Below are 25866 nucleotides of genomic sequence, written 5' to 3'. Positions count from 1 at the left end.
TTGCTCGATATGGTGGAAATGCAGGCGCTGAATGTCCTGCCCATGCCGGTGCTCGTCATCGGCGAAGGGCACGGCATTCTTTACGCCAACACGGCGGCTGAAGACTTCTTCCAGTCGAGCGTGGTCGTGCTCAAGCGCCAGCGTCTCGACGATGTGATCGCCTTTGGCTCCCCCGTGCTGTCCCTGGTGGAGGATGTGCAGCGGCGCGGCGCCAGCGTCACCGAGTACCGGCTGGATCTGGGCTCGCCCCGGATCGGCATCGAGCGCATCGTCGATGTTTTTGCCTCGCCCTTGCCCAATCAGAGCGAAGCCGTCGTGCTGATGCTGCAAGAACGAACAATTGCCGAAAAAATGGACAGACAGCTGACGCATCGAGGAGCAGCCCGCTCCATCACCGCCCTCGGCGCGATGCTCGCACACGAGATCAAGAACCCGCTCTCCGGCATTCGTGGTGCGGCGCAGCTTCTTGAAGCCTCGGTGCCTGACAGCGATCGGATGCTGACCCAGCTGATCTGCGACGAGGCCGACCGGATCGTGAAGCTTGTCGAGCGTGTCGAGCTGTTTGGCGATGAACGCCCGAGTGAGCGCGGGCCGGTCAATGTCCATGACGTGCTGGACCATGTGAAACGGCTGGCCCAATCGGGCTTTGCCAGGCACATCCGCTTCAACGAGGTTTACGACCCTTCACTGCCGCCGGTCGCCGGCAACCGCGATCAGCTGGTCCAGGTTCTACTGAACCTGATGAAGAATGCGGCGGAAGCCATTGGTGAACATGCGATTGATGGCGAGATCACACTGACCACGGCCTATCGCCCCGGCATCCGCATGCAGCATGCCGGCTCGGCAAGCCGGATCGCACTACCGCTGGAGATCGGCATCCGCGACAACGGCCCCGGCGTGCCTCACGACCTGCTGCCGCATCTGTTCGATCCCTTCGTCACCACCAAGGCTCAGGGCAGTGGCCTTGGACTTGCACTCGTAGCGAAGGTGATCGGCGACCACGGCGGAATCGTCGAATGCGAGTCTGTGCCGCGGCGCACGACATTCCGGATTCTTCTGCCCCTGCATGAAGCGCGTCCCACACGGAGCGCTTGAGGTTCACAGGATAATTGAATGCCCACCGGTAACATTCTTATCGCCGACGACGACGCCGCGATCCGCACGGTGCTCAACCAGGCCCTCGCGCGGGCCGGGTACGAGGTCCGGACGACAGGACAGGCGGCGACACTCTGGACCTGGGCAGCGCAAGGGCTGGGCGATCTCATCATCACCGATGTGGTGATGCCCGACGGGAACGCCTTCGATCTGCTGCCGCGCATCAAGCGGGTGAGACCTGACCTGCCGATCATCGTGATGAGCGCGCAGAACACCTTCATGACCGCGATCAAGGCGTCCGAGCGCGGCGCTTATGAATATCTGCCGAAGCCCTTCGATCTGAAGGAACTCGTCGCGATCGTCGGGAGAGCCCTCTCGCGGCCGCGCGGCGATGGCGGACGTGCCAATGCCGCGGCCGAGCCCGATGACATTCCGCTGATCGGCCGTTCGCCCGCCATGCAGGACGTCTACCGGGCGCTCGCGAGGCTGATGCCGATCGATCTCACCGTGATGATCAACGGCGAGTCCGGCACAGGCAAGGAGTTGGTTGCCCGCGCGCTCCACGATTACGGCAAGCGCCGCAACGGTCCCTTCGTCGCCATCAACATGGCCGCCATTCCGAAGGACCTGATCGAATCCGAACTGTTCGGCCATGAGAAGGGCGCCTTCACCGGCGCACTCACCCGCTCTTCCGGCCGCTTCGAGCAAGCCGAGGGCGGCACGCTCTTCCTCGACGAAATCGGCGACATGCCGATGGAGGCCCAGACGCGGCTCCTGCGAGTGCTGCAGCAGGGCGAATACACGACGGTCGGTGGACGCACGCCGATCAGGACGAATGTCCGGATCGTGGCGGCGACCAACAAGGATTTGCGTATCTCGATCGCGCAGGGACTGTTCCGCGAGGATCTGTTCTTCCGGCTCAACGTCGTGCCGATCAGGCTGCCGCCGCTGCGCGAGCGGGTCGAAGACATTCCGGATCTCGTTCGGCACTTCTTCTCGCTGGTCGAGAAGGAAGGGTTGCCGCGCAAGCAGATCGATTCGGAAGCGATGGACGTGATGCGGCGCTATCGCTGGCCGGGCAATGTCCGCGAACTGGAAAATCTCGTCCGGCGCCTCGCTGCCCTCTATCCACAGGAGACGATCACCGCACCGATCGTCGAGGCCGAACTGCAGCCGGCCTCCGCAACCTCGAGCTTCGCCCATAGCTCGGGGCCGGAGCGGGCGGAGACCCTGTCCGGTTCGGTCGAGCGTCATCTCGGTCAGTATTTCGGCGGGTTCGGCGACAATATCCCGCCACCCGGCCTCTATCACCGTATCTTGCGCGAGGTCGAACCGCCATTGATCGCCGCTGCGCTTGCCGCAACCCGCGGCAACCAGATCCGCGCAGCCGAGCTGCTCGGGCTCAATCGCAACACCCTGCGCAAGAAGATTCGGGAACTCGACATGCAGGTGGTCCGCTCGCCACGCTGAGCCTTTGTAAGGCGGGGCAGCGGTTTCCTGCCTTTCATATGTCATATTTTGACAACACCGTTGCGGCGGCGCATCAGTGCGCCGAGCCGGGCACCCTTGCGTCCGGCTTTCGCGGAGTTGTTGAGACAGAGTGACCGCCTCCATCAGCGATATCAGGATCACGCCGCGTGGCGAGGATACGCCGCGACGCGTCTCGGGCTGGCTCGGGGCCCTCGTCGTCGTGTTCGCGCTCGTCTCGGCACTGGTGACGTTCCTCGTCCTGTCCGGCGCGACTCCCATCGTGCCGGTGCACGAGGTCGTCATTGGCGTCTTCGTGCTCAACGGCTTCCTGATCCTGCTGCTGCTGATCATCGTCGCATTCGAGACGGCGGTGCTGATCCGGGCAAGGCGTGCCGGGGCTGCGGCCGCCGGGTTGCATGTCCGCATCGTCGGCCTGTTCAGCATCATTGCCGCCTTGCCGGCGGTGCTCGTGGCGGTGATCGCGACCGTTACCATCGAACGCGGCCTCGAGCCCTGGTTCTCGGATCGGATGCGCGATGCCATCTTCAAATCGGTAGAGGTCGCCGACGCCTATGCGGCGGGCCAGTGCCAGTCGCTCGGCCGCGAAATCCGTGTGCTGGCGGACGATCTGACGCGGGCGAAGCCTGCCTTCGATGCCGACCGCAAATGGTTCGAGAACTTCCTGACAGCCCGTGCCACGGCGCTTGGCGTGCCAGTCGCCACGATCATGCGCCCGCCGGCGACGGTCCTCGTCAGGGCGAATATCGATGTGCTGCGCGATGCGCCAAAACCCGATGAAGCCGCGTTCGAGGATGCGCAATCCTCGCCCGAGCCGATCTGCGTGCTGCCCTCGACCGGGCGCATCTTCGGCGCGCTGGTCAAGCTGCCGACCTACGACAACGCTTTCCTCTATGTCGCCCGTGAGGTGAACCCGCTCGCCGTCGAGTTTCCGGCCGTCGCCCGTGGCGCCGCCGTCGAGTATCTCTCGATCGATGCACGCCGGAAGGGCGTGCAGATCGCCTTTGCCTCGATGTATGCCCTGATCGCCGTCATCCTGCTGCTTTCGGCGATCTGGATCGGACTCAGTTTCGCCAACGGGCTCGTGGCGCCGATCCGACGCATGATCCACGCGACCGACCAGGTCTCCAGCGGCAATTTCTATGTCCAGGTCCCGATACGACGATCGGAGGGCGACCTTGCCCATCTCGGTGAAACCTTCAACAAGATGACGGCGGAGCTGCGCCGGCAGCGCGACGGGCTGGTCACGGCCAGCGAAGTTATCGATCGACGACGGCGCTTCACCGAAACGGTCCTGTCGGGTGTATCCTCCGGCGTGCTCGGCCTCGATGCCGACGGCCACATCACCATCATGAACCGCTCTGCGGAGATCCTGCTTGGCGCCGGCGGCCGTTTGCTGGGCGAGCCGATCGGTCAGGTCGCCCCCGAAATCGCAGGATTCGTTGCCGAAGCGCTGCATAATCGGCAGAGACAAAGCTCCGGTCAGATTGCGATCACGCGTGCCGGCCATGACCGCATGGTCAATGTCCGCGCCGTGCGTGAAGGCGAGGGAGCTGGCGCAGGTCTTGTCGTGACGCTGGATGACATAACCGATCTGGTCTCGGCGCAGCGCACGGCGGCTTGGGCCGACGTCGCACGGCGCATTGCCCATGAAATCAAGAATCCGCTGACACCAATCCAGCTCTCGGCCGAGCGCATCCGGCGCAAGTTCGGGCGCGTGATCGTCGACGACAAGGAGATCTTCGAGCAATGCACGGCGACGATCGTGCGCCAAGTCGAGGATATCCGGCGCATGGTCGACGAGTTCTCCTCCTTTGCGCGCATGCCGAAGCCCTCGTTGGAGCGTGAGGACATCGTCGAGACGGTGCGCCAGATCGTCTTCCTGATGCGTGTCGGCAATCCGGAGCTGACGCTGTCGGAGGATCTGCCGGCGGAGCCTGTTCTGGCGCAGTTCGACCGCCGGCTGATGTCCCAGGCGCTCACGAATGTCATCAAGAACGCCACCGAAGCGATCGAAGCCTTGCCGATGGACCAACGCGGCCCCGGCAGGATCGATGTCTCTTTCCAGCGTCGCGACGATGGCTTGATCATCATCGACGTCATCGATAACGGCAAAGGCCTGCCCATCGATCAGCGCCAGAAGCTGCTAGAACCCTATATGACGACACGCGAGGGCGGCACCGGGCTCGGTCTCGCGATCGTCGGCAAGATCCTCGAGGACCATGGCGGGGGCATCGAACTGCTCGACCGACCGGACGTCCATGAAGGCGGACGCGGCGCGCGCGTCAGGCTCTGGTTCCCCGAAGCCGGGCCGGAGCAGCAACCCGTTGATGCCGAAGCCGGTGGCAAGCCCGCCGATATCGCCATGAACAAGCAGAACGGAACTCAGGAATGAGCGCTGACATTCTGGTCGTAGACGACGAAGTCGACATCCGAGAACTGGTTTCCGGCCTGCTCGAGGACGAGGGCTACCGCACGCGCAGGGCGGGATCCGCGGACGAGGCTCTGGCGGCGATCGCGGCCCGCCGGCCGAATCTGGTCTTTCTCGACATCTGGCTGCAGGGCAGCCGGCTCGACGGCTTGCAGGTGCTCGACCTGATCAAGGAGAGTCATCCGGACCTTGCGGTGGTGATGATCTCCGGTCACGGCAACATCGAGACCGCGGTGTCCGCCATCAAGAGCGGTGCCTATGACTTCATCGAGAAGCCGTTCAAGGCCGACCGGCTGATCCTGGTCGCCGAGCGCGCGCTCGAAGCGTCGCGACTGCGGCGCGAAGTGCGCGAACTGAAGACGCGCTCGGTGCAGGCAAGCCGGATCGTCGGCAAGTCGACCGTCGTCAACCAGTTGCGCCAGACCATCGACCGCGTCGCGCCCACCAATGCGCGCGTATTGATCACCGGCGAGCCCGGATGCGGCAAGGAGCTGGCCGCCCGGACCCTGCACGAGGCCTCCAGCCGGTCGACCGGCCCCTTCATCGTCATCAACGCAGCGACGATCACGCCGGAAACGATGGAGGAGGAGCTCTTTGGCGTCGAGGGCGGGGAGGGCCGTTCCCGCCGGGTCGGGGCGCTCGAGGAAGCTCATGGCGGTTCGCTCTATATCGACGAAATCGGCGACATGCCGCGAGAGACGCAGAACCGTATCCTGCGCGTTCTCGTCGATCAGAATTTTCAGCGCGTCGGCGGCGCGACGCGCGTCCATGTCGATGTCCGCATCATTTCATCGACCAGCCGCGATCTCGCCCAGTTGATCGCCGACGGGCGCTTCCGCGAGGATCTCTATCATCGGCTGAGCGTGGTGCCGGTGCGCGTGCCGTCACTCTCCGAGCGGCGCGAGGACGTGCCAGAACTGATCGAGTTCTTCATGGACCAGATCTCGGTCGCGACCGGCCTGCCGAAGCGCAGAATCGGCGGCGACGCGATGGCGGTTCTGCAGTCGCATGAATGGCCTGGTAACGTCCGCGAACTGCGCAACAATGTCGAACGGCTGATGATTCTGACCAAGGGGGATCCGAGCGCCGACATCACCATCGAGATGCTGCCCGCCGAGGTGGGCGCCATGGTGCCGACGACGCCGTCGGGGTCTGGCGGCGAACGCTTGATGAGCCTGCCACTGCGCGATGCGCGCGAGATTTTCGAGCGCGAGTATCTGATCGCACAGATCGCTCGCTTCTCCGGAAATATCTCACGCACGGCCGAATTTATCGGCATGGAGCGCTCAGCCCTGCACCGCAAGCTGAAGTCGCTCGGGGTCGGCTGACGGAGAGGCAGGCGCGATCTGCATGTGCGCCTGCGTCGAACGCAGGACTATCTGCTGCGCATGCCTGTCGAACCACTTGCATTGCAGCATATGCACGCGGTCTAATGACCTTATCGGTGTTCCGAAATGCCCCGGCGCTCGGCCGGACGCTGAACGGAACGAATTGGATCGCCAACGCAACCCGAAGCGCGATCCCAACAACAGGGGCTGAACATGGCCGCAGAGCGGGCTCAAAACCTTCAGGACACCTTCCTCAACCACGTCCGCAAGCAGAAAATTCCGCTGACGATTTTCCTCGTCAACGGCGTGAAGCTGCAGGGCGTCGTCACCTGGTTCGACAATTTCTGCGTGCTACTCCGTCGCGACGGACATTCGCAGCTCGTCTACAAGCATGCCATCTCGACGATTATGCCCGGCCATCCGGTTCAGCTCTTCGAGCCTGAGGAAACGGACAAGGCCTGAGGCCGTGGCGGGGCGCTCGGGCACGGACAACGTACCGGCCGGGGTGAAGCCGCTCGACGAGATCGAGCGCGACATCGCGGCCAACACCCGTGCCTTCGTCATCGGCCCTTACCTGCAGCGCCGCGGCGCGGCGGCGGATGCGAATCAACGCTCCTTCGCCGCGCGGCTGGACGAGGCGGTGGGACTTGCGGCTGCGATCGATCTTTTCGTAGTGGAGCCCATCTCTGCGCTGCTGACGGCGCTGAGACCGGCGACCTATCTCGGCAAGGGCAAGGTCGAAGAGATCGCCGAGCGCATCAACAACGAGGAGATCGCCCTCGTCGTGATGGATTGCGCGCTGTCGCCGGTGCAACAGCGCAATCTTGAAAAGGCCTGGGGCTGCAAGGTCATCGACCGAACCGGCCTGATCCTTGAGATCTTCGGACGGCGCGCCCGCACCAAGGAGGGCGCGCTGCAGGTCGAACTCGCCCACCTCAATTACCAGAAGAGCCGCCTGGTGCGGTCCTGGACCCACCTGGAACGCCAGCGTGGCGGCTTCGGCTTCCTTGGCGGTCCCGGCGAGACGCAGATCGAGGCCGACCGGCGCGTCATCCAGGAGCGGATGACCAAGATCGAGCGCGATCTCGATACAGTGAAACGTACTCGCTCACTGCATCGTGCCAGCCGGAAACGTGTGCCTTACCCGGTTGTTGCGCTGGTTGGCTACACCAACGCTGGAAAGTCGACGCTGTTCAATCGACTGACCTCGGCCGACGTCCTGGCCCAGGACATGCTGTTTGCGACGCTCGACCCGACCGCGCGCGCAATCAAGCTGCCGCATGGTGCCCGCATCATGCTATCAGACACCGTCGGCTTCATCTCGGACCTGCCGACCCAGCTCATCGCGGCCTTCCGGGCCACGCTTGAGGATGCGATCGAAGCCGATGTGCTGCTGCATGTGCGCGACCTCGCTCATGACGATACGCAGGCGCAGGCTGCCGATGTGCAGGCCATCCTGAGGGACCTCGGCATCGATCCCGATGATGGACAGCGGGTCGTCGAGGTCTGGAACAAGGCCGACCTGCTCGTCGGAGACGAGCACGACCGGCAGCTTGCGCTGGCAGAGCTCAGGCCGGTTGCGTCACGTCCCGTCCTGGTTTCAGCTTTGACGGGCGAAGGCGTTGACCGCCTGACCGACGCGATCGAAACCCGCATCGCGCGCAGCCGGCCGGTCTACCGGCTCACGCTCGAGCCCRGCGACGGCAAGTCGCTTGCCTGGCTGCACACCAATGGCGAGGTCCTCAGCCGCGAGGATGCGGAGGACGGCGCCCTCGCCTTGACCGTGCGGCTCCCGCCGGAGCGGGAAGGGGCGTTTGGGGCGCGTTTTCCCCAGGCAGAACGCCAAGGTTAGACTACCGGACCGGATATCACATCGGGTCCGGTGATCTGACCTTCCGTGTTTGCATCGGCTTTCCCGAAAACCGCAATCCACCTTTCGGGCCGACGCTCTAGCCAGCGCCGGCCTTCGCCTTTTCCATGCGCTTTACCGCCTGCCAGAGCGCTTCCAGCTCGTCGAGCGTCGCATCCTTCGCGTCCCGGCCCTCGGCGGCAAGGGCGTCTTCGATCCCCCGGAATCGGCGTTCGAACTTGATGTTGGCCGCGTTGAGGCACCCTTCGGGGTCGGCATCGACATGACGCGCCAGGTTGGCAACGACGAAGAGCAGGTCTCCGATCTCCTCCCGGATGGCCTCCTTGCTGCCACCGGCAAGGGCCTCCTCGATCTCCGCCGTTTCCTCGCGGATCTTGTCCAGAACGAGCCTGGCATCGTTCCAGTCGAATCCGACGGTCGAGGCCTTGGCCTGGAGCTTCCAGGCACGGGTGAGAGCGGGCAATGTATGGGGAACGCCGGCGAGAACACCCCTGTCCTCGCTGGCCTCGGGCAGCCCGGCAGCGCGGTGGGCTGCGGCCTTGTCGGCCTTCTCCTGTGCCTTGATGCGGTGCCAGAGCGCCTTGACCTCGGCCGGCGAGAGGTCTCGCGCATCGCCGAAGACATGCGGGTGGCGGCGGATCAGCTTGCTGGTGATCGCCTCGACCACATCGGGAAAGGAGAAGGAGCCCTCTTCCTCGGCCATGCGCGAATGGAAGACCACCTGCAGCAGCAAATCCCCGAGTTCGTCCTTGAGATCGATCTTGTCGCCGCGCGCGATCGCGTCGGCGACCTCATAGGCCTCCTCGACCGTATAAGGGGCGATCGAAGCAAAGTCCTGCTCCAGATCCCAGGGGCAGCCGGTGCCGGGCGTCCTTAGCGCCGCCATGATCTCGATCAGCCGGGCAATATCGCGAGAGGGCTTCAACGCTGCAATTCTCCGGAGGTTGAGCTACCGTCCTCCCATGATTCAAGTCACCCCGTCCATTACCCTCGACGAGAGCGAGCTCGAGGAGAGTTTCGTGCGCTCCTCCGGGCCAGGAGGACAGCACGTCAACAAGGTATCGAGCGCAGTCCAGTTGAAGTTCGATGCGCGCCGATCTCCGTCCCTGCCGAATGATGTGGCGATCCGGCTGATGAAAATCGCGGGCAGCAGGCTGACGCAGGACGGCGTCATCGTCATCGTCGCCCAGGCGCAGAGGAGCCAGAAGCGCAATCGCGAGGAGGCGTTGGAGCGCCTGCTGGACATGATCCGCGAGGCCGCGGTCCGCCCCGAAACACGCCGGCCGACCAAGCCGACAAAGGCATCGAAGGAGCGCCGCCTGCAAAGCAAGGACCGGCGTTCATCGATCAAGTCGGCACGATCGAAACCTGGTCTGGACTAGAATGAGCGCTACCAATGGGGCCGGCGCCCCGCACAGCGCCAGTCCGCGCAAACCGCCACGGCGGATCAGCGCCGATTATCTGCAGCGAGCGGCGATGCATTATCTTGAGCGCTACTCGGCCCCTGCCGGGCAGTTGCAGCGCGTCCTTCAACGCAAGGTGATGATGAGCTGCCGCCACCATGGCGACGAACCCCGATCCTTCGCCGCACTCATCGATGAAACGGTGGCGCGCTGCGTTGCGGCAGGGCTGGTCGATGACAAGCGCTTTGCGGAAGGAAGGGCGGCAACCTTGCGCCGAAAAGGGCAGTCCGCCCGCGCCGTTGCCGCGCGACTTGCGGCCAAGGGCGTCGGACGCGAGCTGGTCGCGGAGGTGAGCCGCGCCACCGAGGATGAGGAACTGGCTGCGGCGCGGATCGCCGCCCGACGCAAGCGGCTTGGGCCCTGGAGCCGCAGGGACCGTGCCGAGAACCGCCAGAAGGATCTCGCGGCGCTCGCCCGGGCTGGCTTTACGATGACAATCGCCCGCGCCGTGATCGACGGCGCGGGCGACGAAAGCTGATCGCCACTTCCGGGAAGGGCGCTTCAGTCGAGCTTGATCTTGGCGTCGTCGACGACCTTGCCCCAGCGCGCCACTTCCGCTGTGACGAACTTGCCGAAATCGGCTCCGTAGATCGCAGGAATCGTGGAGCCGTTCTTCTTCCAGGCCTCGGTGATCATCGGAGCCTTCAGCGCCTTCTCGATCTCGCCGCGCATGCGCGTCACGATGTCGTCCGGCGTGTTCTTCGGCGCCCAGATGGCGTACCAGGTCGCGACCTCGTAGCCGTCAAGGCCGGCCTGCTTGGCGGTCGGCACGTCCGGAATGGCATCCGAGCGCGCCGGGGCGGCGACCGCCAGGGCACGCAGCGCACCGCTTTGCACCTGTGCGGCCGAGGAGCCAAGCCCATCGAACATCACATCGACCTGGCCAGCGACCAGATCCTGCATCGCGGGTCCGGCGCCGCGGTAGGGAACATGGGTCAGGTTGGTCTTGGTGACGAGCTTGAAGAGTTCACCTGCAAGATGGTGCGTCGTGCCGTTTCCGGCTGATGCGTAGTTGAGTTTGTCCGGATTTTTCCTGGCGTAGTCGATCAGCTCGGCCAGCGTCTTGGCCTGGACCTTGCCCGGATGGACGACGACGACCTGGGGCGGCTGGGCGATGACCCCAACCGGAACAAAATCGGTCTGGATATTGTAGTCGAGCTTCGGATAGAGCGCAGGCGCAATCGCATGATGCGCGGCCCCAACGAAGAAGGTGTAGCCATCCGGAGCCATCCGCGCCGCTGCCGAAGCGCCCACGGTGCCGCCGGCGCCACCACGATTGTCGATGATGATGCGCTGCCCGAGCTGCTGCTCGAGCTGGGCGGCGATCGGCCTGGCAAAGGCATCGGTGCCGCCGCCGGCCGGGAATGGCACGATGAAGGTGATGGGTTTCTGCGGCCAGGCCTGGGCCTGCGCCGGAGCAGTGGCCGCCACGCCGAAACCCGCGGATACCGCAAGCGCGATGAGCCAGCTAGACTTGATCATGAATGCTCGTCCTCCCTGAAACGAAACCAGGCTCTTGATGGCCATTGACGCGATGCCATTGCGGCATTCTGTATGCATCTAAATGGATTAGGGCATCGGCCGCAGCAAATGACAAGCAAGCCATTTGGCCGATGCGAAGCCCGCAATTGCGATTGCGCCGATGCCGGAGACAGACGCTTTTCATGAGCCGCCTCGACAGTTTTATCCGCCGCCTCGAAGCCCAGCGCCGCATCCTCGACTGGGCGGCAGAGTCCGTCACCAACCGCAATGGGCTCGTGCTCGAGCTTGGCCTCGGCAATGGCCGCACATACGATCATCTGCGCGAAATCCTGCCGAAGCGGGAGATCTATGCCTTCGACCGTGAGGCCACGGCCAATCCGCGTTCGATGCCTCCGGAGAGCGCGCTGGTGCTCGGCGACATGGCAAAGACGCTACCGGACTTCGTGGAGCGGCATGGCCGCAATGCCGCGCTGATCCATGTCGACGCCACAACAGGTGTGTCGGAACGCGACCGTATCCATCTGGCCTGGTTGCCGGAGCATGTTGCTGCACTCGCGCAGGACGATGCACTCATCATCAGCGGCTCCGATCTCGAGCATCCTGCACTGGTTGCCGTTTCGCTCCCCGATGGTATCCCGGAAGGGCGCTACTTCGCCTATCGCCGCGCGGCTCCGTAAAGCGCGCGCTTGCAAGCCTGAGCTTATCTTATGGCCGAGGCGGGACCTGTCTGAGGAGACGACATGACCGGAGGCATCCACCACCTCACGCTGATCACCCGCGATGCGCAGGCCAATGTCGATTTCTATGTCGGCTTCCTCGGCCTGCGCCTCGTCAAGCAGACCGGCGGCTACGAGGATGCGGAGCAACTCCACCTGTTCTACGGCGACCGCCTGGGTTCGCCTGGCTCGCTGGTCACCTTTCTCGTCTGGCAGGACGGCTCGCCAGGTCGGGTCGGACATGGGCAGGTGAGCGAGATCGCGCTGGCCGTGCCACCGGCGAGCATCGGCTTCTGGCTGACGCGGGCACTGACGCAGCGTGTGCCCACTGAGGGACCGAAGCAGGAATTCGGCGAGCCCGTCTTGCGTTTGCGCGACCCCGACGGGGTGATCGTGAAGCTCGTGGGTACGGATATGGCGGCCGCGGCGCCATGGCAGGCGCCCGGGATCGCACCCGAGGATGCGATCCGCCGGGTTCGCGGCGCAACCATCCTGTCTGAAACGCGGGAGGAAACGGCCGCCTTCGTCGCACGCTTCGGCTACCGGCCAGCCGCGGCCACGACCGCTGTTCAGCGCATGGTGTCCGATAGTGGCGATGTCCTCGATATCCGCGATGCCGGCGGGTTCTGGCCCGGAGCTCCAGGCACGGGCATCGCGGACCATGTCGCCTTCCGGGCGAGGGACGAGGCCGCAGTGAAGGCCATCGAAAGTTCTCTGGCACGCCTCAATTCCTCGGTCACCACGCTTCACGACAGAAAATACTTCACCTCTCTCTATGTCCGCGAACCCGGCGGCACCCTGATAGAACTGGCGAGCGACGGCCCGGGATTTACGGTCGACGAGCCCGAGGACAGGCTTGGAACCAGCCTGATGGTTCCTCCATCCGATGGCAGCCGGGCTTCCGAGATCCGTGTCGTGCTGCCGCAATTCTCCCTGCCGGGAGAACCGCGCATGACCTATCGCGATCTGCCCTTCGTGCACCGTTTCCATGTGCCCGCAACGACGGACGGCAGCACTCTCGTGCTGCTCCATGGCACCGGCGGCAACGAGGCGGATCTGATGCCGCTGGCGCACCGGATCGCGCCGGAAGCGACCTTGCTCGGCGTGCGTGGACGCAGCACTGAGGAGGGCACAGCACGCTGGTTTCGCCGATCGTCGCCGACCGAATTCGACCAGGCCGATATTCGTGCCGAGGCCGCCGCCTTCGCGGCCTTCGTCGAGAGTGCGACAAAGGGTTACGGGCTGGATCCGGCACGCACGACTTATCTCGGCTATTCCAACGGCGCGAACTTCCTTGCCGCGATGATGCAGATCCATCCCGGCCTGATCCGCCGGGCCATCCTGCTGCGCGCGATGAATGTGCTCGAACTGCCGCAGGAGACCGATCTTGCGGGGGCGGATATCCTGATCCTGGCCGGGGCTTCCGATCCCTTTGGTGTGCATGCAGCGGAGCTGGAAGCGCGGCTGAGGCAAGCCGGCGCCCAGGTCGAGGCGCAAGTGATCGCAGCGGGACATGAGCTATCGGAGGCCGATGCGGCCGCCGCCAAGGTCTGGCTGGCGGCACGCTGAAGATCCTCGGCAAGAGCTGAATGAATTGCAGGCAAACCCTTCCGTGGGCGCGGCCCATGGCTTAAAGGCGCGGGACCTCCCTGAAATTTGGTCCCGTAGAAGCATGATTCGTCTCGAGAACATCGGCAAGCAGAACGGCAAGCAGATTGTCTTCATCGAGGCATCCGCAGCGCTCCAGAAGGGCGAGAAGGTCGGCCTTGTCGGCCCCAACGGCGCCGGCAAGACAACGCTCTTCCGCATGATCACGGGGCAGGAGGCGCCCGACGAGGGTCTCGTGGCCGTCGATCGCGGCGTGACCATCGGCTATTTCAGCCAGGACGTCGGCGACATGTCCGGCCGCAGCGCCGTCTCCGAGGTCATGGACGGGGCGGGCCCGGTCAGCGCCGTTGCGACCGAGCTGAAGGAGCTCGAGACCGCCATGGCCGATCCCGCCCGCGCGGACGAGATGGACGAGATCATCACGCGCTATGGCGAGGTCCAGGGGCGGTTCGAGGAGCTCGACGGCTACGCCATGGATGGGCGGGCGCGCGAGGTGCTCGCCGGCCTCGGATTCAGCCAGGAGATGATGGACGGCGATGTCGGTGCTCTCTCCGGAGGCTGGAAGATGCGCGTCGCGCTGGCCAGGATCCTGCTCATGCGCCCTGACGCCATGCTGCTCGACGAGCCGAGCAACCATCTCGACCTCGAGAGCCTGATCTGGCTCGAGGCCTTCCTGAAGGGCTATGATGGCGCACTGCTCATGACTTCGCATGACCGCGAGTTCATGAACCGGATCGTCGACAAGATCGTCGAGATCGATGGCGGGGCGCTGACGACCTATTCGGGCGATTACGAGTTCTACCAGCAGCAGCGCGCGCTCAGCGAGAAGCAGCAGCAGGCCCAGTTCGAGCGCCAGCAGGCGATGCTCGCCAAGGAGATCAACTTCATCGAGCGCTTCAAGGCACGCGCCTCGCATGCCGCGCAGGTGCAAAGCCGCGTGAAGAAACTGGAGAAGATCGACAGGGTCGAGCCCCCCAAGCGCCGCCAGACAGTCCAGTTCGAATTCCTGCCAGCACCGCGCTCCGGCGAGGACGTGGTCACCCTGAAGAACGTGCACAAGCGCTACGGCAGCCGCAGCATCTATGACGGGCTCGATTTCCAGGTGCGCCGCAAGGAGCGCTGGTGCGTGATGGGCATCAACGGCGCCGGCAAATCGACGCTGTTGAAGCTGGTGACAGGGGCCACCGAGCCGGACGACGGCACGGTCGCGCTGGGCGGCACCATCAAGCTGGGTTACTTCGCCCAGCACGCCATGGAGGTGCTGAACGGTGACGCCACCGTGTTCCAGTCGCTCGAAGACTCGTTTCCCCAGGCGGGGCAGGGCTCGCTGCGAGCACTGGCCGGCTGTTTCGGCTTTTCCGGCGACGATGTCGAGAAGCGGTGCAGGGTGTTGTCCGGTGGCGAGAAGGCCCGGCTGGTGATGGCGAAGATGCTCTACGATCCGCCGAACTTCCTGGTGCTGGACGAGCCCACCAACCACCTGGATATCGCGACGAAGGAGATGCTCATCACGGCCTTGGCGCAATACGAGGGGACCATGCTGTTCGTCTCGCACGACCGCCATTTCCTCGCCGCACTGTCCAACCGCGTTCTCGAACTGACCCCCGAGGGCGTTCACACCTATGGTGGCGGCTATACGGAATACGTCGCGAGCACGGGCCAGGAGGCTCCCGGCCTGCGGAGCTGAGCTGGCAGCGGAGCTCCCTGGCCATCGCTCGCCGAGCATTCGGCTCGGCTCTCGTCGGGCTCACGGCGGGGCGCGATCGGGCCTACAATTCCAGGCTGCCATCGGAGCGAGGCATCGCCACGATCCACGAAGCCGCTTCGAGCGCAGCCTCTATACTCCAATCAGAAACCACGCCGCCGATGCCGCCTACCATCGACACCATGCTCACGACGCGGCGCCCGTTCGTACTGCTGGAGGACCGGCTCGCGGCAGCCGCGTCGGCCCAGCTCTACTGTGAGCCGGTCGAGGTCGTTCGATGCGACCATACCGAGGAGATCTCGTCTGCGCTCGGTAGAATCGAAGACGGCCTGTCCCGGGGGCTGCATGCCGCCGGCTTCCTGAGCTACGAGCTGGGATACGCCTTCGAGCCACGCCTCGTCGCGTCGATGCCGCAGGCGAGGGCGCTTCCCCTGCTGTGGTTCGGGCTGTTTCGGGCGCCGGTGCAGCTCCCTGCCGCGCAGCTGGACCAAGCCTTTGGAGCACTGGGACCTCCGCCGCCGCTCGGCACTGTTCGTCCGCAGCTCGATGCACCAGCGCACGCGGCCAAGATCCAGCGTGTCCTGGACTATCTTCACGCCGGCGACGCCTACCAGATCAACCTGACCTTTCCGATCGCCTTTCGCTACGACGGCGATCCCCTCGCGCTCTATGCCGCCTTGCGGTCGAGCCAGCCCGTGGCGCATGGCGGTATCGTTACCATCGACGATGCGAGCATCCTGTCGGTTTCGCCGGAGCTCTTTCTTGAGGTCGAATCGGGGCGTGCGACGACGCGCCCGATGAAGGGAACAGCACCGCGACGCGACGGACCGGCAGCGGAGCTCGCCGCTATGGAAGAGTTGCAGGCCGACCCCAAGCAACGCGCCGAGAACCTGATGATCGTCGACCTGCTGCGCAACGATCTCGGACGGATCAGCGCCATGGGGTCGGTCGAAGTGCCAAGCCTCTTCCAGGTCGAGACCTATCCGACATTTCACACGCTGACGTCGACGGTGACATCCAGGTTGCGTCCCGGCCTCTCGCTCGAAGACCTGCTGCGGGCTGTCTTCCCCTGCGGCTCGATCACCGGTGCGCCGAAGCTGCGTGCGATGGAGATCATCCGCGAACTCGAGGACGGCGCGCGCGATCTCTATACCGGTTCGATCGGGCAAATCTCGCCCGATGGCGATCTTCGCTTCAATGTCGCAATCCGCACGGCAACGATCTTTCCGGGCGGTGCCGGCCGCTATGGCGTTGGCGGCGGCATCGTCACGGATTCGCGTGCTGCGGACGAGTATTCCGAATGCCTGCTCAAGGCCCGTGTCCTGACCGACCTGGCCGAGGAATACGGACTGATCGAAACGCTGGGCTGGTCGCAAGAAACCGGTTTTGCACGGCTGCCCCTGCATCTCGACCGCCTCGACCGTTCGGCAAGGGCGCTCGGCTTCCGCTTCGACCGCGACGAGGCGGAAACGCGTCTTGCTGCGCTGGTCGAGACCTTTGCGCCGCAAGGGCTGCGCCGTATCCGCCTCGAACTCCGTCGCAACGGCGTGCTCGGTATCGCCGCACCAGTGCTCGCTGCCGAGCCGGACCGGCCTCTCGAGGTCGTCCTCGCCGCCGCAAGGGCCGACGCAGGCGACCCATTCCTGCGGTACAAAACAACGCGCCGTCGTATCTACGAGACCGCATTTGCGGCAGCCGTCGATTGCGGGGCCGATGAAGCCGTCTTCCAGAACCGCGCAGGCTTTGTTACCGAAGCAACGCGCAGCAACATCTTCGTCGAGCGGGACGGAATCCTGCTCACACCGCCCCTGTCCGATGGTGTCTTGCCGGGCGTGCTGCGCCAGACCCTGATCGAGAGCGGACGGGCCGTTGAGCGGCAACTGCGCCCGGGAGATCTCGCTCGGGCCGGGCACTGGTTCCTGGGCAATAGCCTGCGCGGCTTGAGGCCCGCTCGATTGATGAGCTGAAGCCTGCGCGGCTAGCCAGCGAGTGAGCGGGCAGTCAGGACGAATACGGGGACATTTCCCGGGTAGGGAGAAGCGGGGAACAGGTGCTGCCAGCATCTGACCCCGGAGAACCCAGCTTGCGCGAGCAGGTCCTGTGCTGCGGCTTCCGTCAAGCCATCATGCAGGGGTAGGCGTGCGGCAAGCTCCTCTGGATAGGTGGAACGATATTCAGGAGCCACCGACCACAACCCGTCGGACACGAGCACGAGACCGCCCGGCCGCAGAATGCGGTGGGCCTGCAGCAACCCTTCAATGGGGCGCTCGAGCGTCCAGAGGACATTGCGGAGCGTGACGATATCGGCCGACGCATCGGTAATCTCGGCCGCTTCGATCGTGGCGTCCTGAAACGCAATGCCGAGGCCGGCTTGCCGAGCCGCCGCACGGGCGACCGCCAGCATGTTCGCAGACCCGTCGCAGGCGCGGACGCGATGCCCCAGCGACGCGGCGAGGAGGGCGCAAGCGCCCGTCCCGGTCCCGAGATCGACAACGTCCTTGGGGCCATCCGCCTGGAAGGCGGCCTCAAGCACGGCCCGCCAGAGCTCGCTCTGGGCGACATGGGAGGCAGCACCATCAAATTTGGGGGCACGGGCGTTCCAGTAGTCGGTGACGCCGGCCCCAACGCTTCGCTGCATCGTCATGACTTTCCCGCCTCAAAAGGGTTCGATCAGATACTCGATATGCCTTCGGCCCGATGCGGCGCGGCGGATGGAGACCGCGACACCGAAGACATGCTGGATCAGCGCTTCGGTCATCACGGTTTCCGGCGTCCCGGCATCGACCAGCTTGCCCTCATGCAGCACGGCGATCTCGTCGCAGAAAAGCGATGCCAGGTTGAGATCATGCAAGGCCATGATGCAGGTGATACCCAGGCGCCTGATCAGGGTCAGGATCGAGAGCTGGTGCTGGATATCGAGATGGTTGGTCGGCTCGTCGAGGATAAGTTCACTCGGCATTTGCGCGAGTGCGCGCGCGATGTGGACGCGCTGGCGCTCTCCGCCCGATAGCGTATGCCAGAACTGGTCATGTCGATCGGCCATATCGACGCGTGCCAGCGCGGCCTCGACCGCGTCTTCGTCGGCCGCTGTCCAGGACGCGAGTGCGCCGCGATGCGGGGTCCGTCCGAGTCTGACGACGTCGCACACAGAGAGCTGGATTTCAGTCGTCGCCTGCTGCTCGACAAAGGCCAGGCGCCGGGCGAGGTCGTGCCGCGACAAGGTGCCGATCTCGCGGTCGTCCAGCGTCACCACGCCGCTTGCGACCTTGCGCAGGCGGCACAGCAGCCTCAACAGGCTCGACTTTCCCGAACCGTTGGGGCCGATGAGACCGAGGATCTTTCCCGGTTCGGCGTGCAGCGTCACGCCGTCCACGATCACGCGCCCTCCGGCGCTCCAACGGACGTCGCGCGCGGCCAGCGTCATGCCGGTCGCCTCGCGCGATAGAGTATGAAGGCGAAGGCCGGGGCGCCGAACAGCGCCGTCACGACGCCGATCGGCAGAATCTGCTGCGGCACCAGCGTCCGCGACAGGATGTCGGCAAGAATCATGAAGATTGCACCGATGATCAGGCATGCCGGGAGCAGCCGGGCATGGGCTGGGCCCGTCAGGAAGCGCGCGGCGTGGGGTATGACGAGACCGACGAACCCGATCGTGCCGACGATACTGACCATGGTCGCTGTCATGACGGCCGTCGTCACGAACAGCACGATGCGCACGCGGGTCACCGCCACGCCCAACGCGGCCGCGGCATCCGCGCCGAAGGCGAACGCATCGAGCGCCTTCGTATGAAAGATGCAGACAGCGAAGCCCGCGAAGGCCACTGGCGTAGCGAGCCAGACATCGGGCCAGCGCACCCCCCCGAAATTACCGAGAAGCCAGAACATCACGCCGCGGGCCTGTTCGGCACTGGCCAGCGTGGTGACGATCGTCGCGGTCGCCGCATTGAACAGCTGCGATCCGGCGACGCCTGCGAGGATCACGCGGTCGGTCGCGCCACCGGCCCCTGCGGCGAGCAAGGCAACGATGACGAGCGCAGCAATGGCGCCGAGGAAGGCACCGCCAGATATGCTGAGCGCAGCACCGCCGAAGCCCAGGATCATCACCGCGACCGCACCCGTCGAGGCTCCGGCCGAGATACCGAGGATATAGGGCTCTGCGAGCGGATTGCGCAGCAGCGCCTGCAGGATTGCCCCCGAAAGCGCGAGCGCTCCTCCGCAGAGGGCCGCCACCACAGCCCGGCTCAACCGGTAGTCGAAGATGACGCCCTGCTGGATCGCGCTCACGGGGTAGTCGAGATCGAACAACCCGTTGCCCAGGGCCCTGAAGACCGTGGCAAGCGGGATCGACATTTCGCCGATCGTCACGGCGAGCGCGATCGCGAGTATCAGCAGGACGAAGGCGAGGATCGCTACTGCGCCCCTCGCCAACCAGTTGGGCCGAACCACTCCATGGCTCACTTGGTGAGGCCGAAGCTCTTGATGCCGTTGGCCAGCGCCTCGATGCCGTCGATCGTATCAAGCCCGGCCCTGGTCGCGCCGACATCCATGATCACGATCCGCTGCTGCCGACTGGCGTCGAGCTTGCTCGCAACCGCGTCGGTCTTGAGGAAGTCGAGCTTGAGATTGATGTCATCTGCTGGGAAACGCCGGCGATCCATCTTGACCACGACGATGACGGCAGGGTTGGCGGAAGCGACGGTCTCCCAACCGACCAGCGGCCATTCCTCGTTGGTGGTGATGACGTTCCGGGCGCCGAGCTTCGACAGGATATAGGCAGGCACGCCATTCTTGCCGGCCAGGAAGGCGTCGCCCTTGATGTCCTTGCTGGAGAACCAGACCACGACGGGGACATCCTGCGGCTTGATACCGGCCACAGAAGCGACCGCCTTGTCCTCGCGGGCCTTCAATTCGGCGACCAGCGCCTCGGCGCGATCGGAGACGTCGAAGATCTGCCCGAACTCGCGAATATTGCGGTAGACGAGATCCATCGTGAACATCTGCGTGCGGACGCCGTCGCCCGGCCCGGAATTGTCCTTTCCGACGCAGTCGGTGGGCGAGACATAGGTCGGCACCTTCAGCCTCGCAAACTGGTCGCGCTTGCCGACGATGCCGTTGGGGCCGATATGCCATTCGAACATCGCAGTCACGAGGTCGGGTTCCTGGGCGACGACGGCCTCGAAACTCGGATCGTTGTCGGCAAGCCGCTTCACCTTGGCGTTGACCGCCTCATAGGGCTTCGCGACAGGGCTGAACCACACGGCTGTGCCCACGACCTTGTCGCCGAGCCCGAGCGCGTAGAGGATCTCGGTCTGCGTCTGTCCGACCGCCACGACGCGCTTTGGCGCCTGGTTGAACGTTATCGTCTCCCGGCAATTCTCCAGCGTCAGCGGATACTGCGTCGGCGCGGCCAAGGCCGCTCCGGACATCGACATGCCGATGGCTGCGACGAACGAAAGGCAAGAATGGCGTGCGGCGCTGCGCATTGAAGTCTCCGATAGCGTCGAGCGACGGCATGCGTCGCGAGGCTCGAGGGCCTCGCACGGCCGATCCTGTAATGCAACAATATTACAATTTCGATAGACTGCTCGACGAGTCTGCGTCAAGCGCTCTGCCGCGGCTGCGACCGCGTGGTTCGGCATCATGGACATGGAATTCATCGCTCCCCGAGATGACGAGCCGGGAGCTTGAGCGGATCGGTTCGGGGGTGCGGGTCTACGACCTGCCGCCGACGCAAATCCCCCCGGACACCCCGCCCGAAAGACGCTTCTGCGATCAGGGCAGGTCTCCTGGCTCGCGGGTCAGCGCTGGCTTCGCCCGGCCTTCCCGGCGTGAGAGCGCCAGTGGACGTTGGGAGAAGAGCTCGCCGCTTACAGTTGCGGGGGCAGCCTCGGATTCGGCGCAGGGCGCCTCACCGAATTCCCTCTTAGCTTCGGGCCTGGACCCGAGGAACCTTGATCGCGGCCGACCATAGAGGGGCCCAAGGCGGCGTCAAGCCGCAGGCACCGACCACACCGCCTGCTGATGGAGCCCTGCAGCGAGACGGCTCCATCCTTCTCAGCTCACTCCCAGCTCAGAGCGCCGCCGTTCTGGTATTCGATGACGCGGGTCTCGAAGAAGTTCTTCTCCTTCTTCAGGTCCATCGCCTCGCTCATCCAGGGGAACGGGTTTTCCGTTTCCGCGAAGACCGGCGCGAGGCCGAGCTGCGCGCAACGGCGGTTGGCGATGAAATGCATGTACTGCTCGCAGAGCGCAGCATTCAGGCCGAGGAAGCCGCGCGGCATGGTGTCCCGGCCATAGGCGGCCTCGAGTTCGGCAGCGTCGCGGATCATGCCGCGCAGCTCGTCCTGGAAGGCCTTGGTCCAGAGATGCGGGTTTTCGATCTTGATCTGGTTGATCACGTCGATGCCAAAATTCAGGTGAATGCTCTCGTCGCGCAGGATGTACTGGTACTGCTCGGCGATGCCGACCATCTTGTTGCGTCGGCCGAGCGACAGGATCTGGGCGAAGCCGGTATAGAACCACATGCCCTCGAAGATCACGTAGAAGGCGACGAGGTCGCGCAGGAAGGCCTGATCGGCCTCGGGCGTGCCGGTCTCGAAATCGGGATCGTCGAGATGCTGGGTGTGCTTCAGGGCCCAGGCCGCTTTGTCGGTGATCGAAGGCACCTCGCGATACATGTTGAAGAGTTCGCCCTCGTCGAGGCCGAGACTCTCGACGATGTACTGGAAGGTGTGGGTGTGCACCGCCTCCTCGAAAGCCTGGCGCAGCAGGTACTGCCGGCATTCCGGATTGGTGAGATGACGGTAGATCGCGAGCACGATGTTGTTGGCGACGAGGCTTTCCGAGGCCGCGAAGAAGCCGAGATTGCGCTTGATCGTGCGGCGCTCGTCCTCGGTCAGCCCGTCCTTCGACTTCCACAGAGCGATATCGGCCTGCATCGAGACCTCTGTCGGCATCCAGTGATTGTTGCAGCCGGCGAGGTATTTCTCCCAGGCCCATTTGTACTTGAGCGGCAGGAGCTGGTTCACATCGGCGCGGCAGTTGATCATCCGCTTCTCGTCGACGCTGACGCGGCCGCCGGAGCGATCGATCTCGCCGAGGCCGGTGGCATCGGCAGAGGTTCCGCCGGGCGCGGCCGGATTGAGATCGAGGGCGGTGGCAGGCTTGCTGTCTGACCAGTCGAGCATGATGAATATCCAATCGGGTCTGAATGTCATGGCCGGGTCTGCCCCGGCCGTCCGTATCGTTCGCTATCGGGCAGGGCCGGGCATCCATGCGCGCCGCGAAGGCGAGCGTGGATGCCGCCGCTGCCTCACTGGCAGGCTTCGCAGGTCGGATCGTCGATCGAGCAGGCGTTCGGCACGGCCATGCCATTGTCGAGCGGGATGTCGACGAGGATCGGCTTGGACGCGACGGGGACCGTTGCCGACACCGCGTTGAGCTTGCCGTCAGTGCCCTTCAGCGTCGACTTCTCGACATGGGTCGCCGAGAGCGCGCGCAGGTAATAGGTCGTCTTCAGGCCGAGCCGCCAGGCGAGGCGATAGGCCTCGTCGAGCTTCCTGCCGGAAGGCTGCGCCATGTAGAGATTGAGCGACTGGCCCTGGTCGATCCATTTCTGACGGCGTGCGGCGGCGCGGATCAGCCAGCTTGTCTCGATCTCGAAGGAGGTTGCGTAGAGCGCCTTGAGATCGTCGGGGACGCGGTCGATCTGACTGACCTTTCCGTCGTAGTATTTCAGGTCCGAGACCATGACCTCGTCCCAGAGATCGCGCGCCTTGAGATCGCGGACGAGGTCGGCATTCACGACCGTGAAGTCGCCCGACATGTTCGCCTTGACGTAGAGCTGGCTATAGGACGGCTCGATCGACTGCGAGACACCGACGATGTTGGAGATCGTTGCGGTAGGGGCGATCGCCATGCAGTTCGAGTTGCGCATGCCGGTGGTCTTCACCCGCTCGCGCAGGCTGTCCCAGTCCAGCGTCGTCGAACGATCGAGCTCGACATCGCCGTCGCGGGCCTCCGAGAGGATGTCGAGCGAGTCGATCGGCAGGATGCCCTTCGACCAGAGCGAGCCTTCGAAGCTCGGGTAGCGACCGCGCTCGGCGGCAAGATCGACCGAGGCCGAGATCGCAAACCAGCTGATCGCCTCCATCGAGGTGTCGGCGAAGGCTACGGCACCCTCGGACGCCGCGGGCAGGCGCAAGGTCTGCAGCGCATCCTGGAAGCCCATGATGCCGAGGCCGACCGGGCGGTGGCGCAGGTTCGAGCGGCGTGCCTCGGGGATCGTGTAGAAATTGATGTCGATGACGTTGTCGAGCATCCGCATCGCGGTCGCGACCGTCTTGCCGAGCCTGGCCCGGTCGAGCCCGCCCGCCGTCACATGGGCTGCGAGGTTGATCGAGCCCAGATTGCAGACGGCGACCTCGTCGGCCGAGGTGTTCAGCGTGATCTCGGTGCACAGGTTCGAGGAATGCACCACGCCGGCATGCTGCTGCGGCGAGCGCAGGTTGCAGGCATCCTTGAAGGTCATCCAGGGATGGCCGGTTTCGAACAGCATGGTCAGCATCTTGCGCCAGAGATCGAGCGCGTTGAGGCGCTTGAACACCTTGATCTCACCGCGCTCGGCCTTGGCTTCATAGGCCTCATAGGCCGCCTTGAACGGCTTGCCGTAGAGATCGTGAAGGTCGGGCGTCTCGTCGGGCGAGAACAGCGTCCACTGGCCTCCGGCGGCGACGCGCTGCATGAACAGGTCGGGGATCCAGTTCGCCGTGTTCATGTCATGGGTACGGCGGCGGTCGTCGCCGGTGTTCTTACGCAGATCGAGGAACTCCTCGATGTCGACATGCCAGGTTTCGAGATAGGCGCAGACCGCGCCCTTGCGCTTGCCACCCTGGTTGACGGCGATCGCGGTGTCGTTGGCGACCTTGAGGAACGGCACGATGCCCTGGCTCTCGCCATTGGTGCCCTTGATATGAGCGCCAAGGCCACGCACAGGCGTCCAGTCATTGCCCAGCCCGCCGGAATATTTGGCCAGCAGGGCGTTGTCCTTCACCGCTTTGAAGATGCCGTCGAGATCGTCCGGCACCGTGGTCAGGAAGCAGGAGGAGAGCTGCGGCCTGAGGGTTCCTGCGTTGAACAGGGTCGGCGTCGAGGCCATGAAGTCGAAGGAGGAGAGCAGGTCGTAGAAGGCGATCGCCCGGGCCTCGCGGTCGATCTCGCGGATCGCCAAACCCATCGCGACACGCATGAAGAAGGCCTGCGGCAGCTCGAAGCGATTGCCTCGGACATGCAGGAAATAGCGGTCATAGAGCGTCTGGAAGCCGAGATAATCGAACTGGAGGTCGCGCTCCGGCTTGAGCGCAGCCGCAAGGCGGGCGAGATCGAAGCGTCCAAGCTCGGGATCGAGCAGCTCGTTGGCGATGCCGGTCTTCACATAGACGTGGAGATAGTCGCCGTAACGTACTGACATTTCTGCCTGAGTCGCCTGTTCCGGACGACCGGAGACGAAGCTCAGCGCCTCGCGGCGGAGCTTGTCGAGCAGGAGGCGAGCCGAGACCTTGGAATAGTTCGGTTCGGTCTCGACCAGGGTGCGCGCAGCCAGGATCGGCGCCTGCGCCAGCTCATCCTGACTGATGCCGTCATAGAGGTTGCGCTGCGCTTCGCTCAGCACGGCTTCAGCCGAGACGCCGTCGAGCCCGGCGCAGGCTTCGCGAATGACCGTGGCGAGGCGAGCCCCATCGAGCGGCACGAGCGCGCCGTCGGCTGCCTTCATGCGCAGCACCGGCGCGGAGGCGACCACAGGCTTCGCTTCCGCCTTGGCGCGGGCCCGTTCCTGGGCTCGTTCCTCGCGGTAGAGCACATAGGCGCGGGCGACCTTGTGGTGTTCGCTGCGCATCAGCGCGAGTTCGACCTGATCCTGCACATCCTCGATATGGAAGGTACGGCCGGCATCGGCGCGCCGCGTCAGCCCGGCGACGATCTGCTGGGTCAACTCCGCGACGATGTCGTGGATTCGGCGCGAGGCAGCGGCGCTGCTGCCCTCGACCGCCAGAAAGGCCTTGGTCAGAGCGACGCTGATCTTGGAGGCGTCGAACGGGGTGACGCTGCCGTTGCGGCGGATCACCTGGTAGCCCGGTTCCGCGGTCGATCGCGCATCGCTGCCTTGCGACGCGATCGGGCTGAACGTCTCAGGGCGGATGGTATCGGTCGCGAGGGACATCGGCTTTCAAACCCCAATCTGTAGGGGGCAAAGGCCAGGCGGAGTCGCAACGGAGAATGTCGCAGCGACGAGCGCCCGCAGACATGACCAAGCGATCCACCGGGACACCCCGCCCGAGGACGATTCTGCTGTCGCGGCAGGTCTCCTGGCTCGCGGGTCATCGCTCTTGTCCCGTCTTCCCAAGGCCTGGCGGCCTCAGTGACTGATAGTCTGGACAAGTACTCGCCGCTGACAGTTGCGGGGGCAGCGCCGGTTTCGCACCGGCTTCCCTCTTAGCTCTCGATCTTGCGACTCGAGAGACCGTGACCACCATATCTAGTGGCTATCGCGACAATTCTGTCAACAGCTTGCCACGGCCTATTCGTTGGCCTGTGAAGAGCGGGGAGTGGTCGAACTATGCGGCGATCGGCCTCGAGGGCGTCATGGCGCAGCTGCTCGCGCTGTCGCCCCACGTGCTATGG

Annotated in this window: 20 protein-coding genes and 2 riboswitches; of the genes, 12 read left to right on the top strand and 8 right to left on the bottom strand. The window is 64.7% G+C overall.

The window, feature by feature from the left end; all coding sequences use genetic code 11:
* The first annotated feature begins 9 nt into the window (after window positions 1–9).
* From AC1DW9_RS02400 to hflX, 6 genes are all read left to right on the top strand, one after another.
* Window positions 10–1095 carry a two-component system sensor histidine kinase NtrB gene (locus AC1DW9_RS02400; RefSeq protein ID WP_069882745.1) on the top strand — a complete coding sequence of 362 codons (1086 nt, stop codon included), beginning with the start codon at window positions 10–12 and terminating at the stop codon, window positions 1093–1095.
* A gap of 18 nt (window positions 1096–1113) precedes the next feature.
* Window positions 1114–2565, top strand: a complete 1452-nt coding sequence (ntrC, locus tag AC1DW9_RS02395; RefSeq protein WP_441491630.1) for a nitrogen regulation protein NR(I) — start codon at window positions 1114–1116, stop codon at window positions 2563–2565.
* Window positions 2566–2695: 130 nt separating this feature from the next.
* Window positions 2696–4978 carry a sensor histidine kinase NtrY-like gene (locus tag AC1DW9_RS02390; RefSeq protein ID WP_476776546.1) on the top strand — a complete coding sequence of 761 codons (2283 nt, stop codon included), beginning with the start codon at window positions 2696–2698 and terminating at the stop codon, window positions 4976–4978.
* Window positions 4975–6342, top strand: a complete 1368-nt coding sequence (ntrX, locus tag AC1DW9_RS02385) for a nitrogen assimilation response regulator NtrX (protein WP_476776545.1) — start codon at window positions 4975–4977, stop codon at window positions 6340–6342. The genes AC1DW9_RS02390 and ntrX overlap by 4 nt, the downstream gene beginning before the upstream one ends.
* Window positions 6343–6555: 213 nt before the next feature.
* Window positions 6556–6804 (top strand): RNA chaperone Hfq, encoded by a 249-nt coding sequence (hfq, locus tag AC1DW9_RS02380; protein ID WP_069880868.1) that lies wholly within the window; start codon window positions 6556–6558, stop codon window positions 6802–6804.
* Window positions 6805–6808: 4 nt separating this feature from the next.
* Entirely contained in the window at window positions 6809–8194 is a 1386-nt protein-coding gene (hflX, locus tag AC1DW9_RS02375; RefSeq protein WP_476855016.1) for a GTPase HflX, read from the top strand.
* 97 nt (window positions 8195–8291) lie between these two features.
* Here hflX and mazG read toward each other — a convergent pair whose 3' ends face one another.
* Window positions 8292–9137 carry a nucleoside triphosphate pyrophosphohydrolase gene (mazG, locus tag AC1DW9_RS02370; protein WP_476776543.1) on the bottom strand — a complete coding sequence of 282 codons (846 nt, stop codon included), beginning with the start codon at window positions 9135–9137 and terminating at the stop codon, window positions 8292–8294.
* Window positions 9138–9174: 37 nt separating this feature from the next.
* Here mazG and arfB point away from each other — a divergent pair, with 37 nt between their 5' ends.
* Window positions 9175–9594 carry an alternative ribosome rescue aminoacyl-tRNA hydrolase ArfB gene (gene arfB, locus AC1DW9_RS02365; RefSeq protein WP_043234302.1) on the top strand — a complete coding sequence of 140 codons (420 nt, stop codon included), beginning with the start codon at window positions 9175–9177 and terminating at the stop codon, window positions 9592–9594.
* A gap of 1 nt (window position 9595) precedes the next feature.
* A complete protein-coding gene (locus AC1DW9_RS02360) occupies window positions 9596–10153 on the top strand; it encodes a regulatory protein RecX (protein ID WP_476776542.1) in 558 nt (185 codons plus the stop codon).
* 23 nt (window positions 10154–10176) lie between these two features.
* Here the strand turns inward: AC1DW9_RS02360 and AC1DW9_RS02355 are convergent, their stop codons facing one another.
* Window positions 10177–11157 carry a Bug family tripartite tricarboxylate transporter substrate binding protein gene (locus AC1DW9_RS02355; RefSeq protein ID WP_476776541.1) on the bottom strand — a complete coding sequence of 327 codons (981 nt, stop codon included), beginning with the start codon at window positions 11155–11157 and terminating at the stop codon, window positions 10177–10179.
* Window positions 11158–11339: 182 nt separating this feature from the next.
* On the opposite strand from AC1DW9_RS02355, the gene AC1DW9_RS02350 reads away from it, so the two are divergent.
* The 4 genes from AC1DW9_RS02350 (at window position 11340) to AC1DW9_RS02335 (ending at window position 17153) form a co-directional block, all read left to right on the top strand.
* Window positions 11340–11834, top strand: coding sequence for a class I SAM-dependent methyltransferase (locus AC1DW9_RS02350; RefSeq protein WP_441507817.1), 495 nt, complete (start codon window positions 11340–11342; stop codon window positions 11832–11834).
* Between the two features lie 63 nt (window positions 11835–11897).
* Window positions 11898–13442, top strand: a complete 1545-nt coding sequence (locus AC1DW9_RS02345; protein WP_476776540.1) for a VOC family protein — start codon at window positions 11898–11900, stop codon at window positions 13440–13442.
* A 103-nt stretch (window positions 13443–13545) separates the two neighbouring features.
* The gene (locus AC1DW9_RS02340; protein ID WP_441507815.1) at window positions 13546–15168 is read left to right on the top strand and encodes an ABC-F family ATP-binding cassette domain-containing protein; all 1623 of its coding nucleotides are present in this window, start codon (window positions 13546–13548) and stop codon (window positions 15166–15168) included.
* Window positions 15169–15347: 179 nt separating this feature from the next.
* On the top strand, window positions 15348–17153 hold the full coding sequence (locus tag AC1DW9_RS02335; protein ID WP_476776539.1) for an aminodeoxychorismate synthase component I: 1806 nt from the start codon (window positions 15348–15350) through the stop codon (window positions 17151–17153).
* Window positions 17154–17164: 11 nt separating this feature from the next.
* On the opposite strand, the gene AC1DW9_RS02330 is transcribed toward AC1DW9_RS02335, so the two are convergent.
* From AC1DW9_RS02330 to AC1DW9_RS02305, 6 genes are all read right to left on the bottom strand, one after another.
* On the bottom strand, window positions 17165–17830 hold the full coding sequence (locus AC1DW9_RS02330) for a class I SAM-dependent methyltransferase (RefSeq protein WP_441507813.1): 666 nt from the start codon (window positions 17828–17830) through the stop codon (window positions 17165–17167).
* Window positions 17831–17842: 12 nt separating this feature from the next.
* Entirely contained in the window at window positions 17843–18610 is a 768-nt protein-coding gene (locus tag AC1DW9_RS02325; protein WP_441491620.1) for an ABC transporter ATP-binding protein, read from the bottom strand.
* Window positions 18607–19632, bottom strand: coding sequence for a FecCD family ABC transporter permease (locus tag AC1DW9_RS02320; protein ID WP_441507812.1), 1026 nt, complete (start codon window positions 19630–19632; stop codon window positions 18607–18609). Before AC1DW9_RS02320 ends, AC1DW9_RS02325 begins: the two co-directional genes overlap by 4 nt.
* 8 nt (window positions 19633–19640) lie before the next feature.
* A complete protein-coding gene (locus tag AC1DW9_RS02315) occupies window positions 19641–20669 on the bottom strand; it encodes an ABC transporter substrate-binding protein (protein ID WP_476776538.1) in 1029 nt (342 codons plus the stop codon).
* A 276-nt stretch (window positions 20670–20945) separates the two neighbouring features.
* Window positions 20946–21155, bottom strand: a riboswitch (cobalamin riboswitch).
* A gap of 90 nt (window positions 21156–21245) precedes the next feature.
* Window positions 21246–22373, bottom strand: coding sequence for a ribonucleotide-diphosphate reductase subunit beta (locus tag AC1DW9_RS02310; protein WP_441491619.1), 1128 nt, complete (start codon window positions 22371–22373; stop codon window positions 21246–21248).
* 125 nt (window positions 22374–22498) lie between these two features.
* On the bottom strand, window positions 22499–25405 hold the full coding sequence (locus AC1DW9_RS02305) for a ribonucleoside-diphosphate reductase subunit alpha (protein WP_476776537.1): 2907 nt from the start codon (window positions 25403–25405) through the stop codon (window positions 22499–22501).
* Between the two features lie 118 nt (window positions 25406–25523).
* Window positions 25524–25725, bottom strand: a riboswitch (cobalamin riboswitch).
* Window positions 25726–25866: the final 141 nt, after the last annotated feature.

Source organism: Allobosea sp. P4_E12 (genome assembly GCF_056401655.1).
The sequence above is the reverse complement of the archived record's forward strand: the minus strand, read 5'-3'. Positions and strand labels throughout refer to the sequence as shown.